The sequence below is a fragment of the Streptomyces collinus Tu 365 genome, from assembly GCF_000444875.1.
GTDB lineage: Bacteria > Actinomycetota > Actinomycetes > Streptomycetales > Streptomycetaceae > Streptomyces > Streptomyces collinus_A.
This window is the reverse complement of sequence record NC_021985.1, coordinates 7935962-7952778: the sequence shown is the minus strand read 5'-3', so window position 1 is coordinate 7952778 and position 16817 is coordinate 7935962. Positions and strand designations below refer to the sequence as shown.

The 16817-nt window shown below is 72.6% G+C and carries 12 protein-coding genes; 10 read left to right on the top strand and 2 right to left on the bottom strand.

Annotated elements, in window-relative coordinates:
• The gene (locus B446_RS34085; protein WP_043477172.1) at positions 1–921 is read right to left on the bottom strand and encodes an MBL fold metallo-hydrolase; all 921 of its coding nucleotides are present in this window, start codon (positions 919–921) and stop codon (positions 1–3) included.
• 241 nt (positions 922–1162) lie between these two features.
• Here B446_RS34085 and B446_RS34080 point away from each other — a divergent pair, with 241 nt between their 5' ends.
• The 3 genes from B446_RS34080 (at position 1163) to B446_RS34070 (ending at position 4637) form a co-directional block, all read left to right on the top strand.
• Positions 1163–1786, top strand: coding sequence for a histidine phosphatase family protein (locus tag B446_RS34080; RefSeq protein WP_043474483.1), 624 nt, complete (start codon positions 1163–1165; stop codon positions 1784–1786).
• Between the two features lie 223 nt (positions 1787–2009).
• Positions 2010–3158, top strand: a complete 1149-nt coding sequence (locus B446_RS34075) for a serine hydrolase domain-containing protein (protein WP_020937586.1) — start codon at positions 2010–2012, stop codon at positions 3156–3158.
• 408 nt (positions 3159–3566) lie between these two features.
• Positions 3567–4637 carry an NADH:flavin oxidoreductase/NADH oxidase gene (locus B446_RS34070; protein ID WP_020937587.1) on the top strand — a complete coding sequence of 357 codons (1071 nt, stop codon included), beginning with the start codon at positions 3567–3569 and terminating at the stop codon, positions 4635–4637.
• A 54-nt stretch (positions 4638–4691) separates the two neighbouring features.
• Here the strand turns inward: B446_RS34070 and B446_RS34065 are convergent, their stop codons facing one another.
• Positions 4692–6020, bottom strand: coding sequence for a HAMP domain-containing sensor histidine kinase (locus tag B446_RS34065; protein ID WP_020937588.1), 1329 nt, complete (start codon positions 6018–6020; stop codon positions 4692–4694).
• 432 nt (positions 6021–6452) lie between these two features.
• Between B446_RS34065 and B446_RS40570 the strand changes: the two genes are divergently transcribed.
• The 7 genes from B446_RS40570 (at position 6453) to B446_RS34030 (ending at position 16665) form a co-directional block, all read left to right on the top strand.
• Complete coding sequence (locus B446_RS40570) at positions 6453–6845, top strand: hypothetical protein (RefSeq protein ID WP_237751107.1); 393 nt, start codon at positions 6453–6455, stop codon at positions 6843–6845.
• Between the two features lie 5 nt (positions 6846–6850).
• Positions 6851–7606 carry an ABC transporter ATP-binding protein gene (locus B446_RS34055; RefSeq protein WP_020937590.1) on the top strand — a complete coding sequence of 252 codons (756 nt, stop codon included), beginning with the start codon at positions 6851–6853 and terminating at the stop codon, positions 7604–7606.
• The gene (locus B446_RS34050) at positions 7593–8255 is read left to right on the top strand and encodes an ABC transporter ATP-binding protein (RefSeq protein ID WP_020937591.1); all 663 of its coding nucleotides are present in this window, start codon (positions 7593–7595) and stop codon (positions 8253–8255) included. Before B446_RS34055 ends, B446_RS34050 begins: the two co-directional genes overlap by 14 nt.
• On the top strand, positions 8252–10900 hold the full coding sequence (locus tag B446_RS34045) for an FtsX-like permease family protein (RefSeq protein WP_020937592.1): 2649 nt from the start codon (positions 8252–8254) through the stop codon (positions 10898–10900). Before B446_RS34050 ends, B446_RS34045 begins: the two co-directional genes overlap by 4 nt.
• A gap of 56 nt (positions 10901–10956) precedes the next feature.
• Entirely contained in the window at positions 10957–11682 is a 726-nt protein-coding gene (locus tag B446_RS34040) for a response regulator transcription factor (protein ID WP_043474489.1), read from the top strand.
• A gap of 332 nt (positions 11683–12014) precedes the next feature.
• Entirely contained in the window at positions 12015–14915 is a 2901-nt protein-coding gene (locus B446_RS34035) for a LuxR family transcriptional regulator (RefSeq protein WP_020937594.1), read from the top strand.
• A 121-nt stretch (positions 14916–15036) separates the two neighbouring features.
• Positions 15037–16665, top strand: a complete 1629-nt coding sequence (locus B446_RS34030) for a S53 family peptidase (RefSeq protein ID WP_020937595.1) — start codon at positions 15037–15039, stop codon at positions 16663–16665.
• Positions 16666–16817 lie beyond the last annotated feature (152 nt).

The window sequence follows — 16817 nt, the reverse complement described above, 5'->3', positions numbered from 1 at the left end:
TCACCCGAGTCCGGCGAGCGGGGCGGACGACTGCCAGGCGACGGGCATGACGACGTCGACGGCGTCACGACGGGCCAGCGGCAGCAGCCGGCTCATCGTGACGCCGAGGTCGTCCATGGCGTAGGGCATGGGCCGCAGGGGCCGGTGGAGACCGAGGAAGAAGTCGTCCCAGTGCACGAGGACGACACGGCGGGCCCCGGTCGTGACCACGACCTCGTCCCAGTAGACACGCACGAACCCGGCCGGTCGCCTGCCCAGGTTTCCGACACCCAGATAGACGACGTCGGCGTCCACACCACGCAACGCGCCGGGCCGGAAGTTGGCACTGGCGTGCAGCAGCACACGTCCCCGGGGATGGGAGAGGACCACGCTGTAGGCGGTGCCGGTCCGCCAGGCGCCTGCGCGGGCCGGCGGGACGAGGGGCTCGTCGACGGTGCCGGGGAAGCGGTCGCCGGGGCTGTGCACGGAATCCAGGAAGGTCAGCCCGAAGCTCCCGTACGACACCGTGTCCCCGTCCGCGACCACGCGCAGGGACGACTCCGGCACGCCCGAGCCCCGGCCGATGTTCGCGGTGGACGGTGAGCCGATCAGGTCCGCGCCGGTCTCCAGCGCCCACACCGGGGCGTCCAGGGCGTGGTCGTAGTGGGAGTGAGCGCAGAACACCGCCGCGAGGTCCCGCGCCTGGAGCCGGTCGATCGCGGCGCGCACGAGCGCGCGGTCGGGCGAGATCCTGCCCGCCGCCACCCGCAACAGCCCCGGCCGGCTGACGAATCCGTCGCTGAGCACCGAGGTCTCCCCGTCGGAGAACAGCACGGAACTGGTGCCCAGGAAGTGCGCGACCACCCCGTCGTGGCCGGGCGCGGCGGCCTGCTTGTACGGAAGGCACGGGCGCAGACTCGGACGGCCGAAGGGCATTCTCATACGGGCATCCTGGCCCATCACGACCCAGCCGGGCGAGGACGGCGTGCCGGGAGGACCGGACGTCCCGTGCAGGCTGAGGTACATGCCCTTCTCCCTGTACCCATGGTGCGCAGCGGGTGCGGGCGCGGACTTCCCGTCGAGATCGTCGACGGAGGCCCCACTCCAGCCTTCGCGGAACCGGTCGGCACGGGTCGGCGTCCTCCCATGCGCCCGCAAGATCGACTTCAGTGAAGGACGCATCATGACCGGTAGGGCCGCCCGCTACCTCTATCTCGCTCGTCACGGCGAGGCATCGCCGGATGAGAGCGGCTTGACGGATGCCGGCCGCCGCCAGGCTGCCCTGCTGGGGAACCGGCTCCAGGGGGTCCCCTTGGCGGCGATCCACCACGGCCCGCTCACCCGTGCCGAACAGACCGCTCGGCTGGTCGGTGAGCAACTCGACGGAGTCCCCTGCCGTCGCTCCGAAGCGGCTGGCGACTACCTCCCCTACCTGCCGACGCGCGAGGAACTGCCACCGGAGGCAGCCGACGCCTGGACCGAGTTCCTGGCCCGGTTCACGGCCGAGGAACGCGAGCAGGGCCCCGAGCTCGCGGCGGCGGCTCTCGCGGAGTTCACCGGAACCGTTGACGGAGACGAACCGCGGCACGAACTCGTCGTCACCCACAACTTCCTTGTCGGCTGGCTCATCCGCGCCGCCCTTGATGCACCGAAGTGGCGCTGGCTGGGCATCAACCATGCCAACGCGGCTCTGACCGTCATCCGCTACACACCCGACCGCCCCCCGGCGGTCCTCCTCTTCAACGACACCGGACATCTCCCGGCCGAGCTCCGCTGGACCGGCTTCCCACCAGAGCTCCATGTCTGAGCCGGTGATCGAGATCGATGTTGACCCGTCGCGGCCGACGCTCCCCCGGGGACTCCAGGTGTATTGACCCGGAGCGGGTCCTCGTGGGGCCGTAGCCGGTGTCGCACAGAACCGGTTCCAGGTGGCCCGATGTGTCGTCCTCCTCGACGGTCAGGGAACGCCGATGATTCCCGGCCCGTGAGGGAGTCTGTCCTGCGACTGCAATCTTCTCGAAGGCGGCCTCATGACGACCCTGCACGACTTGCTCGAAGCCCACGTCGGTGCCGGTACGCTGCCGGGAGCGGTTGGCCTCGTGGCCCGGGGTGACCAGGTCGAGGTGGTGGCCGTCGGCGCGCAGGACGCCGGTGGCGGCGCCCCGATGGCGAGGGACTCCATCTTCCGGGTCGCCTCGATCACCAAGTCCGTCACCGCCGCCGCACTGCTGATCCTCGTGGAGGAGGGCAGGTTGGCACTGGACGACCCGATCGGGATGTGGCTGCCGGAGCTGGGAAAGCCGGTGGTCGTACGCACGCCGGCCAGCCCGGTGGACGACGTGGTGCCGGCCGACCGGCCCATCACTGTGTTCGACGTGCTGGCCTCCCAGGCCGGGTACGGGTTCCCCTCCGACTTCACACTGCCGGCGGTGCAGGAGTTGTTCACGGTGCAAAAGGACGGCCGGGTGCCGAGCAACTTCCCGCCGGCCGACGAGTGGATGGCGGCGCTCGGCCGCATCCCGCTGCTGTACCAACCGGGCGCTGCCTGGCTGTACGACACCTGCTCCGTCCTGCAGGGGGTGTTGATTTCGCGGGTCACCGGACAGCCGTTGCCGGAGTTCCTCACGGAGCGGATCTTCGGGCCGCTGGGCATGGTGGACACCGGTTTCGAGGTGCCGGCCGCCAAGCGGGGCCGGTTCACCAGCTTCTACAGGCCAGGCGACGACGGCAGTCTGGAGCTCGCCGACGGCCCGGACGGCGAGTGGAGGCGCCTGCCCGCGCTACCGCTCGGCAATGGCGGGCTGGCCTCGACCGCCGACGACTGGCTGGCCTTCTCCCGGATGCTGCTGGCTGGCGGGGTGGCGGCCGACGGCCGCCGGGTGCTGTCGGCCGACTCCGTGCGCATGATGACCACCGACCATACGACTCCGGCGCAGCGCGACATCGGCCGGCTGTTCCTGGACGGCCAGGGCTGGGGCTTCGGCGGCTCGGTCGACATCGACCGCACCAACCCGTGGAATGTGCCCAGCCGTAACGGCCGGGTCGGCGGCACGGGCACAGCGGCGCACGTCATCCCGACCACGGGCGCGGTCACCATCCTGCTGACTCAGGTGGCAGCGATGGGTCCCGCGCCGGCACCGGTGATCAGGGAGTTCTGGCGGTACGCGGCGAATGCCTGACACACGCGTCTCGCGCCCGTAGCCTCAGCGTGGGACCAGCCGTCGACCACGGCCCACTGCCGCGGCCGAGCCGCGAGAGTAGATCAGCGCGGCGCGCGGGCTGCTGTGGTCCATCCGAGTCATCGGCTCCCGCGTGCCGGCCCCGGCCGGGGAGGCCGGCGTGTTGCCCGTGTGCCGCAGATCATGCAAATGATCAGGACGACGCCCCAGGTGCGCACGCGACCATGGCCGGGGACCGCCACGTGCCCGGACATCCGCGGAGGTGAGCACGCCTGGCCGGTGGTGTGTGCCACGGGCGGCCCGGGTACTCGGGGGCACCCACCGTGCGGGGCGTCCCGCAGGAACCCAGGCCGCGGCTCAACGACTGCGGGGCACTCGGCGTCCCACATCCCTCCTGCGAGGCCTACGATGAGCCGTCTCTTCTCGCCGCTCACTCTCCGCGGCACGACGTTCCCGAACCGGGCCTGGGTGGCCCCCATGTGCCAGTACAGCTCGGTCGACGGATATCCGCAGGACTGGCATCTGGTCCATCTCGGCTCCCTGGCACGCGGCGGGGCCGGCCTGGTCATGCAGGAGGCCACGGCAGTGGAACCCGAGGGCCGGATCACCCCTTCCGACGCAGGCATCTGGGATGACGGGCAGGCCGCCGCGTACAAGCGGATCACCGACTTCGTCCACGGGCAGGGAGCCGTTGCCGGCATCCAGATCTCCCATGCCGGCCGCAAGGCGTCGACGGCACCGCCGTGGGAGGGTGACGTGTACGTCGAGCCGGAGGCCGGAGGATGGCAGACGGTCGCACCGTCACCGCTGCCGTTCGGCGACTGGCCGGCCCCGAGGCAGCTCGGCGCGGACGACATCCGCGCTCTGGTACGGGCCTTCGGCGAGGCCGCCGCGCGGGCGCTGTCCGCCGGCTTCGAGGTCCTGGAGATCCACGCCGCGCACGGCTATCTCCTGCACCAGTTCCTGTCACCGCTGTCCAACCACCGCGGCGACGAGTACGGAGGCGATCTCGACGGGCGCAGCCGTTTCCTGGTCCAGGTCACCGATGCCGTGCGGGCCCAGTGGCCGGAGGACCGCCCACTGTTCGTACGCTTCTCGGCCACGGACTGGGCCGACGGCGGCTGGACCCCGGAGGAGACGGTCGAGCTGTCGCGGCACCTGGTGACCCACGGCGTCGATCTGGTGGACATCACCAGCGGCGGGCTCGTCCACAACGCTCGTATCGAAGTGGAGCCCGGCTACCAGGTGCCCTTCGCCCGAACCGTCCGCGAGGGCGCGGCCCTGCCCGTCTCCGCGGTCGGTTTGATCACCGCACCGGAGCAGGCCGACCAGATCCTGGTGGACCGCTCGGCCGACGCGATCATGCTCGCGCGCGAACTGCTGCGCAACCCGACCTGGCCGCTCCGCGCGGCCTACGTGCTCGGTGACGACGTCCCCTGGCCGAAGCAGTACCAGCGTGGCCGCCTACGTCATCGCTGAGGCCGTCGTCATCCGGGCACCCGGGGAATCGACACATTCAGCCAAAGGGATCACCTACTCGTCCGTGCCGGCTTCAGCCTCCTCCTGGGACACCGGCACGAGCAAAGTGAAGGTGGTCGGGTTCCGGCTGGCCAGGGAGAGCCGACCGCTGAGCGAGAGGGCCAGGTCACGGGCGAGGGCGAGGCCGATGCCCGTACCCGCCGCGCTGCCGGTGTGCCCCCGGTCGAAAAGTCGCGCGGTGTCCCCGCACACCTCGCCTTCATCGGTGACGTCGAAGGCCAGCGCGTCGTCGAGGTCGCGCACCCTGACACGGACCGCGCCGCGTCCATGGGCGAGGGCGTTGTCCAGCAGGACGTCGAGGATCTCGGTCAGCGGGCCGCCGGGCACTGCCACGTCCCTCGGCGCGTCGCCGCCGACGTACTGCAGGCGTCTGCCGGCGTCGGCGAAAGCACCGTGCCATCGCTGCTCCGACGCCGTCAGCAGGTCTTCCAGGGGACGGTCCGCGGGATGCGGCCGGGGCAGCCCGCGGGAGCCGGACAGGCGCAGTACCTCTTCCAGGGTGTCGTGGAGGCGACGGGTGGTCGTCAGTGCCTCCTCGACAGCGGGCCGCAGGCGGGCGTCCTCGCGCTGTGCCAGGCCCGTCTCCAGGGTGAGCTGCAGGCCGGTCAGCGGTGTGCGCAGCTGATGGGATGCGTTGGAGGCGAAGTCCTTTTCGTGGCGAAGGAGTTCGGAAAGACTGTGCAGCATCTCGTTGTGGGTGCGGGCGACCTGGTCGATCTCGGCGATGCTGCTCGGGACGGCGCGGGCGGTCAGGTCGCCGGCGGTGACGGCGCGACAGTGACGGGAGAGGTCCTCCAGCGGTGCGGCCAGTGCCCGTGCCTGGCGGCGGGCGACACCGACGGCGACAGCCACCGCGAACGCCGCCACACCCAGCAGGACGCCCCACACGACCAGGACCCGCTCGCGTACCGTGCTGACGGAGGAGGACGCGCGTACCACCCCGATCACCTGCTCGCCCTGCGAGACGGGCACGGCGACAACCAGGTCGCCGCCTGACGGCCTTCTGACGGCCTCCCCCTTCAGGGCCTCGCGGACCGGTGCGTCACCCGGCTGCGAGCCGTCACCGGCCCGCAGCCTGAGCTGCGGGTCGTACAGTCCGAGGCGCGCGCCGGCCGGTGGGGTGGGCAGTTCCACCGAGTCGCCGGTCCGGTAGTCGGGGCTGACACGGACGGCGCCGGCGAGGGCCGCCCGTTCCAGGGTGTCGCGCTGGTCGGTGTAGAGCGCCGACCTGATGGCCCAGGCCAGGGGGACGGCGAGGAGGACGACGGCGACCAGGGCGGCGGTCAGGGCGACTTTCACCACGCGCTGCCTCATGTCCTTCATGATGCGGGCCTCCTTCCTGGGCCGACGGGATGTGGCACCCGCTTTTGCCGTCGTCTAACCGTCACCGTGCCGGGCGCTAACCGGCCGGTTCCTAGTGTGGGTGCCATGGCCGTGCGGTCTCCGGCCGTCCGGCCGAGGGGCTCGTCGCACGCTCTCGGGAGGGCAGTGGCCATGGCAGTACACATACGGGCGACCGCCGTCGTCGCACTGGCGCTGGTCGCGGCGGTGAGCGCCGGCTGTTCCGGTTCAGGGTCGCACGCGGGCCCCGCCCCGACGTCACCCGCTGCGGGTTCCCGTGCCCCTGCAGGTGGCGGGCGGAACAACCCGGCGCCCGCGCCCACCGAGTCCAATCCGCCCGGAGACATCCCCGACAACCAGGCATACGTCCCCTATCACCCAGCCGGTGGCACCTTCACGGGCTACACCGTGAAAGTGCCTGAGGGCTGGGCCCGTACCGTCCAGAAGGACACCACGGTGTTCACGGACAAGCTGAACACCGTCCGGATCACGGCCGCCGCCGCGTCCGCCGCTCCCACGGTCGGCTCGGTCACCCACACGGTGGTCCCGCGGCTGCGCAGCCAGACGGCGAAGTTCGCCTCCCCCAAGGTGTCCGAGGTCAGGCGGCACGCCGGCCGCGTCGTCCTGCTGACCTACCAGGCCGACTCGGCGAAGGACCCGGTCACCGGGAAGGTCGTGCGGGACGCCTTCGAGCGGTACGCCTACTACCGGTCCGGTCATGAGGTGGACGTGACCCTGTCCGGGCCGGTCAACGCCGACAACGTCGACCCGTGGCGGATCATCAGCGACTCCTTCACCTGGCGGTGAGCGGTATGTCCGCCGACTCCCACGACGGCATCGGCGCACGCCGTCCGGCCGAGGACGTTCTGAGCGCGCGCGAGCTGTACCGCTTCTACCGGGCCGGGGAGGAGGAGACGCTTGCCCTGCGGGGGGTGTCCCTGAACGTCCGGCGCGGGGAGACCGTCGCGGTCGTCGGGCCGTCCGGGTCGGGCAAGTCGACCCTGCTGTCCTGCCTGGCCGGGCTGGACGAGCCCTCGGGCGGCGAGGTCCGCGTGAACGGCGTCCGGATCAGTCACCGGCCGGAGACCGAGCGAGCCCGGTTGCGGGCCCGGCACATCGGCGTGCTGCTGCAGACCCGCAACCTGTTGCCGCATCTGAGCGTGCGCGACAACATCCTCCTGGCCCAGCGCGCGGCAGGGCGCCGCTCCGCCGTCTCCTGGCGGGAGCTTGTGGGGCAGGTCGGGCTCGCCGAGCGGGCGCACGCCCTGCCCCGGCAGCTGTCCGGGGGCGAGGTGGCGCGGGCCGGGCTCGCCGTCGCGCTGGCCAACGCGCCCGAGGTGCTGCTCGCGGACGAGCCGACCGGTGAGCTGGACGGCGGCACCGAGCAGTTGGTTCTCACGATGCTGCGGGATCGGGCGGCTGACGGCTGCGCGGTGCTGATCGTCACGCACAGCGCCGAAGCGGTGCGGATCGCCGACCGGGTGATCACGCTGACGGACGGAAGAGCCGGCAGCACCTCCACGGCGGATCACCGTTCGCGACAGGAGGAGCGGCATGCCCGCGGATGAGACGCTCGTGGCCTGCCAGGACGCGGCCCTCACCTTCGGTCGGGGCGCGCAGGCCGTGGTGGCCGTGCACGGGGCGAACCTGGTGATCACGACCGGCGAGAGGCTCGCCGTCGTCGGCCCCTCGGGGTCGGGCAAGAGTTCGCTGCTGCATCTGCTGGCCGGGCTCGAACAGCCCACCAGCGGGAAGGTGATCCGGTCCGCGTCGCTGGGGACGTTCGGCATCGGCCTGGTCTTCCAGGGCGACAGCCTCATCCCCGCCCTGAACGTGCTGGAGAACGCCGCCCTGCCCCTCGTCCTGGCCGGCCGGACCGAGACCGCGGCCCAGGAGGCCGCCCGCGCGGCACTGGATCTGGTGGGGGCCGCCGACCTCGCCGAGCGGCTGCCCGAGGAGATCTCCGGCGGACAGGCCCAGCGTGCGGCTGCCGCCCGCGTCCTGGCCCAGGCTCCGCGACTGATTCTCGCCGACGAGCCCACCGGACGCCTCGACCACGCCACCGGCACACGCGTCCTGGACGCCCTGCTGACGGCGGCCGACCGTACGGGCGCTGCGCTCGTGGTCACCACCCATGACCCGGCCGTCGCCGCCCGGCTCACCGTCCGGCGCAGCATGCGCGACGGCCGTCTGCTCGCACCCGAGGAGATCTCATGATCACCGCATGGGCGCGCGGACTGACCCGGCACCGGGCAGGACGGCTGCTGGCCGCACTGGCCGGGATCGCCCTCGCGGTCGCGCTCATCGCCGCCCTCGGCTCCTTCCTCACCGCGTCGAAAGCGACCATGACCCAGCGCGCGGTGCGCTCCGTCGCCGTCGACTGGCAGGTCCAGGTCCAGCCGGGCGCCGATACGAACCCCGTGCTGTCACTCATCCGCAAGAGCCCCGGGACCCGCGCCGCCCTGCCGGTCGGCTTCGCCCACACCTCCGGCTTCACCGCCCAGGTCCAGGGCAGCACCCAGACCACCGGCCCCGGGATGGCGCTCGGTCTGCCCGACGGCTACCGCGGCCGGTTCCCCGGCGAGATCCGTCCCCTCTCCGGCTCCTCCGACGGTGTGCTGCTGGCCCAGCAGACCGCGTCCAACCTGCACGCCGCCCCCGGCGACACGATCGGCGTCCGCCTGCCCGGCGTCGGCGTGCGCCAGGTGAAGGTCGACGGCGTGATCGACCTGCCCCAGGCCGACTCGCTCTTCCAGACCGTCGGCGCCCCCAGCCAGTCCCAGCCGACCGCACCCCCCGACAACGTCGTCCTGCTGCCCGCGGCACAGTTCGCCTCGCTGACCCGGGGCGCCACCGGCGTCACCACCCAGATCCACGTCGCCCGCGACGACAGCGGGCTGCCCTCCGATCCGGCCGCCGCGTTCACCACGGTCACGGGTGCCGCGCACAACCTCGAAGCCCGCTCATCCGGGGCCGCGCTCGTCGGCAACAACGTCGGCGCCGCCCTGGACTCCGCCCGCCAGGACGCCCTCTACGCGCAGATCCTCTTCCTCTTCCTCGGCGTCCCCGGCGCCGTCCTGGCCGCCGCGCTGACTGCTGCGGTCGCCGCCGCTGGGGGCGAGCGGCGCCGCCAGGAGCAGGGACTGCTGCGGCTGCGCGGCCTTCGCCCCCGCCAGATCACCGCCCTCGCCGTCCTGGAGGCGGCACTGATAGCCGTGGTCGGCGGCCTGGCGGGCGTCGCTCTCGCCGCGCTGACCGGCCGCCTCGCCTTCGGTACCGTGTCGTTCGGGAGCGGGGGCACCTGGGCCCTGTGGTACGCCATCGCTTTCGTTCTCGGTGCCGCCGTCGCCGCCGGCGCCGTCCTCGTGCCCGCCCTGCGCGACCTGCGCACGCTCACCGTGTCCGACACCCGCAAGGAGGGGGGCGCCCGCAGCACCCGCAACCCGTGGTGGATGCGGTACGGCCTGGACTTCCTGCTGCTGATCGGCTCCTGGCTCGTCTTCCGAGCCTCGTCCGGAAACCAGTACGCCCTCGTCCTGGCCCCCGAAGGCGTCCCCAGCATCTCGGTGTCGTACTGGGCCTTCCTCGGCCCGGCCCTGCTGTGGATCGGCTCCGCCCTGCTGTTGTGGCGCCTGACCCTTCTGGCCCTCACCCACGGTCGGCCCCTCCTGGCCCGGCTGGCGCGCCCTCTGACCGCCTCACTCGCCGGGACCACGGCCGCCGTGCTCTCCCGGCGTCGGCGTCCCCTCGCCCGCTCGGTGGTCCTCCTCGCCCTTGCCGTGTCCTTCGCCGTGTCGACCGCCGTCTTCAACTCCACCTACAAGCAGCAGGCCGAGGTCGACGCCCGGCTGACCAACGGCGCCGACGTCACCGTCGTCCAACCCCCCGGCGCACACACCCCGCCCAGCGCCGCAAGCACCCTGAAAATCGCCGGCGTGCGGCACGTCGAGCCGCTCCAGCACCGCTTCGCCTATGTCGGCTCCGACCTGCAGGACCTCTACGGTGTCCGCCCGGACACCATCGCCCGGGCCACCTCCCTGCAGAACGCCTACTTCTCCGGCGGCACCGCGGCCCAGCTGATGCACCAGCTCGCCCAGCGGCCCGACAACCTGCTGGTCAGCGCGGAGACGGTCAACGACTTCCAGCTCCTCCCGGGCGACACGGTCAACCTGCGCATCCAGGACGCCCGCACCCACGCCCTGCGCCCCGTCCCGTTCCACTACGCCGGCATCGTCAAGGAGTTTCCCACCGCCCCCAAGGACAGCTTCTTCGTCGCCAACGCCACCTACATCGCCAAGACCACCGGCAGCGACGCCGTCGGCGCCTTCCTCCTCGACACCGGCGCGACCCACCAACGGCAGATCGCCGCCCGACTGCGCCACCAGCTCGGCACCGCCGCCACCGTCACGGACCTCACCCAGACCCGCGGCACCGTCGGAACCAGCCTCACCTCCGTCGACCTGGCCGGCCTGACCCGCATCGAACTCGCCTTCGCCGTCCTGCTGGCCGCCGGAGCCGGAGGACTCGTCCTCGCCCTCGGCCTCGCCGAACGCCGCCGCACCTTCGCCATCGCCTCCGTTCTCGGTGCGAAGAAGCATCAGCTGCGCGGCATGGTCCTCACCGAAGCCCTCCTGCTGATCATCGGCGGGCTGGCCGGGGGCGCCCTCATCGGCTGGGCCCTGTCCGACATGCTGGTCAAGGTACTGACCGGCGTCTTCGACCCACCCCCCTCGGCTCTTGCGGTCCCCGGCTCCTACCTGGCGCTCACCGCGCTCGCCGCGCTGCTGGCCGTGCTGGCCGCAGCCCTGAACGGCATCCGGCGGGCCAAGCGCCCCGCGGTCGAGGAGCTGCGAGACCTGTGACCGCACCACGGCCGCCGGCCAAGCGGGCCACGACGCACGCTCCTACGCTGTCGGGCATGCGCCCACCCGCCCTGCCGGACCACGACCGCCCCCGCGTCCTCGTCGTCGAGGACGACGACACCATCGGCCGCCACCTGGAAACCGGCCTGCGCAGCAACGGCTACGCATCCCACTGGAGTCGCACCGGCGAGGGTGCCCTCGCCGAAACCGCCCGCACGCCCTACGACGCCCTGCTCCTGGACCTCGGCCTGCCCGACGCGGACGGCATCGACATCGCCCGCACGCTGCGCGCCCGCCTCCCCGACCTGTTGATCATCATCCTCACCGCACGCACCGACGACATCGACGTGATCGCCGGCCTGGACGCCGGAGCCGACGACTACCTCGTCAAACCGTTCAGCCTGACCGTCCTGCTCGCCCGCCTCCGCGCCCACCTGCGCCGCCGCACCCCGACCACGACCGCGATCCCGCTCCGGCTCGGCGACCTCGTCGTCGACACCGTGGCCCGCCGCTGCACCCTGCACGGCGCGGACGTCCCCCTGCGCCCGAAGGAGTTCGAACTGCTCGCCCTTCTCGGGCGCCACGCGGGACAAGCCGTCTCCCGTGAGACGCTGATGGCCGAGGTCTGGGACGAGAACTGGTTCGGCTCCACCAAAACCCTCGACGTCACCATGGCCGGCCTGCGCCGTCGCCTCGCCGAAGCCACCCAAACGGCTTCCCGCCCGGCCCGGTTGCCCCGCATCACCACGCTCAGGGGACACGGCTACCGCCTGGAGTGCTGACACACCCAGCCCACGGCGCCGCGCCGGCCTGTCGAGCGGCCCGGCCGATTTGCGAAGTCGGCGACTCGTTGGCGGTCCTCGCCCAGCACCATGTTGGCGAGCTCGATGTCCCGGTGGATCACTCCGCGTTGATGCGGTGCGGCCAGATTGGCTGTTCACGCTGCTGCCGGTCCTCAAGAGGGCTCCGGGCAGGGTGGCTTCGTCCGCTGCGAGATCGCGAAGGTTCACGACTCGATGCGCGTGAGCCACGGGCGACCGGCCGCGTGACGGCCGTCATTGACAGACGGAATCCGTACAGGTTGTCATGAACACATGATCCAACCTCCACTGCCGTGGGAGCACGGTCGCTGACCGGGCGCCACGAGCTGCTCGACACCGCCCGGGCCGAACTGACGGCCCGTCCCGGAGTGCTCTTCCACGGCCCCCCGGGGATCGGCAAGTCCACGCTCGTGGCGGCCCTCATGGCGTCCCTGACCACGGATGCCCCGTCGGCGGTCACCGTGCTGCACTGCTCCCCGGCCGAGGAGGACGCCCGGCTCCCGTTCGTCGGCCTCGTCGACCTGTTCGCGCCGGTACCGGAGAGCTGCCTCGAACCCCTCGCGCCCGAGCCCCGGGCAGCACTGAGGGCGGCCCTGCTGCACGGCCCGGAACCCGCGGACGGACGCGGCCGTCTCGCGGTACGCCTCGCTGTCCTGGAGGTGCTGCGCGCGCTGGCCGCCACCGGCCCCGTCGTGCTGGTCGTCGACGGTCTGCAGTGGCTCGACGCACCCACCGCCGAGGTACTCGCCTTCGCCGTACGCCGCTTGGGCGGCCTCGACATACGCGTGGTGGCCGCCGAGCGCGTGGCGGACGGTGAACAGCCCGACCGGCTGCGCTGCTGCCCGCCGGGCACCACCGAACTTCCGGTGCATGCGCTGACGGACGACGAGGTCGCCCATCTGGTGCGCACCGGCGTCGGCACCGACCTGCCCCCGGGAGTGCTGCGGTCCGTCCAGGACACGGCCGCCGGAAACCCCCTGTACGCCCTGGAGCTGGGGCGGGCCGCGGCTCTGCGCGGCCCGGCACCCCTGCCCTCGGGCCCGACACCGCCCGTGCCCCGAAGACTGCGCACCCTGGTCCTGGACCAGGTGCGCACACTGCCCGCGCCGGCCCGGCGCACCCTCCTGGTCACGAGCGCCGCCGCCCGCCCCGACCTCGCCCTGCTGCACGCCGCCGGACTCCCCGATCCCGCCACGGATCTGGCCGATGCCGAACGCCTCGGCATCACAACGACCGACGCCCGCGGAACCATACGCTTCCGGCATCCGCTGCTCCGTGCCGCCGTCTATGCCGACGCCCCGGAACCCGGCCGCCGGCAGGCGCACGCGCTGCTGGCCCACGCGCTCACCGAGCCCGTCGAGCAGGCCCGCCATCTCGCCCACGCCCGTCCGCACCAGGACGAGGACACCGCCCGCACCCTGATGTCCGCGGCGGAGTACGCCCGCCGCGACGGCGCGCTCGGTGCCGCCCGCGAGCTGGCCTTGCTCGCCGCCCGCCGCACCCCCGGCGACCGGCCCGCGGACCGGGCCGACCGGCTGCTGGCCGCGGCGGAGTACGCGTGCGACGCCGGGCAGCTGGAGGAGGCGGGTGAGGCCGCCGAGACGGTACTCGCCGAGTCGCGCTCGGCTCGCCGGCGGGTACGGGCCCGGCTGATCCTGCTGCGCAACGCCGGGCAGGCACTGGAGGGTGCCCAAGCCCTGATCGAGGAGGGCCTCCGGGACGCCCACGGCGATCCGGAGGCCGAAGCATGGCTCCACCACTGGGCGGCCGTACGCGGGCTGCTCTGCGGGGAGTTGGCGGAGGCCGGCGGCCACGCACGGCACGCCGCCCGGCAGGCGGCCGTGGCGGGCGACACGGAGACCCGGATCGGGGCGCTCGCCACCCTCGCCCGGGTGCGGTCCCTGGCCGGCGAAGCGGTCGCGGCGGACGCCACGCTGGAGGAGGCGCTCGCCCTGGCCGGTGGCGTCGACGGCGGTCCGCAGAGCTGGCGGCTGGTCCGGATGCGGGCGATTTTGGCCCTCGACTCCGACAGGGTGCCCGAGGCACACGAGCAGGTGACCGAACTCCTGCCCACGGTCGAGGAGTTCGCCGGCGTCGAGGAGGTCATGGCGACCCTGGTGTCGCTGACCCGGATCCAGGTGCGGGCCGGACAGTGCCCCGAGGCGCTGCGGACCGCGGCACGCTGCGCACAGACCATGGCCCGAACGGCCCCGGCCCTGTACGCGTCCGCACTGGCGGCCGTCGCGGGCGGCACCGCGGAGGACGCCCGGCGGCTGGCCGAACAGGCGGTACGGGCCTCGGAGGCCGACGGCGACCGGCTGTTCCTGCTGCGCTCGCTGGCCGTGCTCGGACAGGCCGAACTGCTCACCGGCGACCCCCAGGGAGCGGCGTCCGCGGTCGAGGCGTTGCAGCGCGTCAGGGAACTCGGGGCGGCCATGTGCGCCGCCGACCCGCCCCTGCTGCACTGGTACGGCGACCTGGCCGAAGCCCTCGTCCTCCTGGGCGAGACGGAACAGGGCGGGGCCGTCGTCCGCGAGGCCCGCGCCCGTGTGTCCGGCGATACGCCCGGCAGCGTGCTGGCGGCTCTGGAGCGGGCGGAGGGACTCCGCGAGGCGGGGATCGGCCGGGCGAGAGAGGGGGCGGCGCGGCTGTGTGCCGCCCTTGACCGGCTGCGCCCGCTCCCCCTGCCCCTGGAGGTGGTACGCACCCTGATCGCGCTCGGTGCGGTCGAGCGCCGTGCGCGCCGCAGGAGCGCGGCGCGCACGGCCCTCACCGAGGCGCTGGAGACCGCCACACGGATCGGCGCCGCTCCGCTGGCGGCCCGGGCCAGGGAGGAGCTGGCCCGGCTGGACGCCGGGGACCGCGGCGGTGAGGCGGGCGGGGGCACGCCCGAACTCACGCCCACGGAGGCCAGGATCGCCGAGCTGGTCGGGGGCGGGGCCACCAACCGGGAAGTCGCGGCGGAGCTGTTCATCAGCGTCAAGACGGTGGAGGGGACCCTGTCGCGGGTCTACCGCAAGATCGGAGTGCGTTCGCGTACCGCGCTCGCCCATGCGATGGCGGTCGCCGTCATCGCCTCCGGGGCGGCCGTCGACTCCGTTGACGATGGTCAAGCGGGCTCCTTGGACGCGGCTGTGACGATCAGTCAACCCAGCCGTTCCCAGGCTCGTCGCGCTCTCGACACACGGCGTTGACGTGTCATCGGCCGTTAACACGTAACGCAAGGGTTCCCCCGCTTATGGGGGTGGGGGCGGTCTTCCTACGGTGAAGTCGTTCCGCTTCCGGAACAACTCCCCCACTCCCCGGAGGACTTCGATGAAGTCACGTCTGAAACTGCTCGGTCTGGTGGCCGCGCCGGCCCTGGTCACCGCCGTCGTCCCCGCCGCCCATGCCGCGACCGCCCCGCAGCCGAACTCGACGCGTACCGCCATCGCCGGAGACGTCCTGCCGGGCCTGAAGCAGAACGCGGCCCGCACCGGGAAGGTCGCGGCCGACAAGCGCATATCGGTGGCGATCAGCCTGACGCCCAGAGGCGGCAAGGCACTCGACACCTTCGTCGCCAAGGTCAGTGACCCGCGATCCGGTTCCTACGGCCACTACCTGACGAAGCACCAGTTCGCGGCCCGCTTCGGCCGCACCGACGCCGAGATCGGACAGCTCAAGGACTACCTGCGCGCCCAGGGCCTGACCGTGGGCACCGTCCACTCGGGCAACCTGCTGGTCGACGCCAGTGGCACCGCCGCCCAGCTGGAGAAGGCCTTCGGCACCAAGCTGTCGACCTGGAAGGACGCCAGCACGGGGCGTGCCTTCTACGCCAACGACAGCGCGCCGACGCTGCCGGGCGCCCTCGCCTCCCTCGTCAGCGACGTGGCGGGTCTCAACAACCGCGTCCACCTGCACCACCAGGCGCCCTCCACGGTCACCCCGCACAACGGCCCGGGCGGCGGCTACACCCCGGCCCAGCTCAAGGGCGGCTACAACGTCTCCGGTACCAGCACCGGCAGCGGCCAGAAGGTCGCGCTGATCGAGTTCGACGGCTTCAAGCAGTCCAACATCACCTCCTACGACAACTACTACGGCCTGGGCTCGCCCGCCCCAACCGTGAAGGCCGTGGACGGCGGCTCCGGCGCCCTCGGCGACGGCCAGGTCGAGGTCGAGCTCGACATCGAGGTCCTGCACGCGATCGCCCCGAAGGCGAACGTCACCGTCTTCGAGGGCCCCAACTCCGACGCGGGCGAGGTCGACACCTACCAGGCCATCGTCGACAGTGGCATCCCGACCACCTCGATCAGCTGGGGCGCCGCCGAGAGCGCCCGCACCACCTCCAACCTCAACGCGGTGGACGCCGTCTTCAAGGCGGGCGCGGCCCAGGGCCTCGGCTTCTACGCGGCCTCCGGAGACGACGGCTCCGACGACGCGGGCGACGGCGGCACCTCCGTCGACTTCCCGGCCAGCGACCCGTACGTCACCGGCGTCGGCGGCACCAAGCTGACCGTCACCTCGGCCAACGCCTGGAGCAAGGAGGTGGCCTGGTCCGGCGGCGGTGGCGGCAAGTCCTCCGTGTTCAAGATCCCCAGCTGGCAGACGGCGGTGCAGAAGAGCGCCGGCGGCGGCTACCGCCAGGTGCCGGACGTCTCCGCCCACGCCAACCCCAGCCCCGGCGTCTCCATCTACTCGCAGGGCTCCTGGAGCTCGGTCGGCGGCACCAGCGCCGCCGCGCCCGAGTGGGCGGCGTTCGCCGCCCTGTACAACCAGCAGGCCGCGGCGGCCGGCAAGGCGAACCTCGGATTCGCAAACCCCGCCCTCTACAAGGCGAACGGCACCGGCTTCCACGACGTGACCAGCGGCAGCAACGGCGCCTACTCCGCCGGCACCGGCTGGGACTTCACCACCGGCTGGGGCTCGTACAACGCCGCGACGCTGGCGAGCAAGCTGCTCGGCTGACGACGGGCGGCCGAGGACCGGAGGACCGACCGGCAGGGCGCGGGCCGGGGAGTGATCCCCGGCCCGCGCCGCGGCATGCGGTGCGGGTTCGCCCGGGCCGGTGGCGGGGATCCGGTGCACCCGCAAGCCCTTCGCGGCACGGTCGGTACATC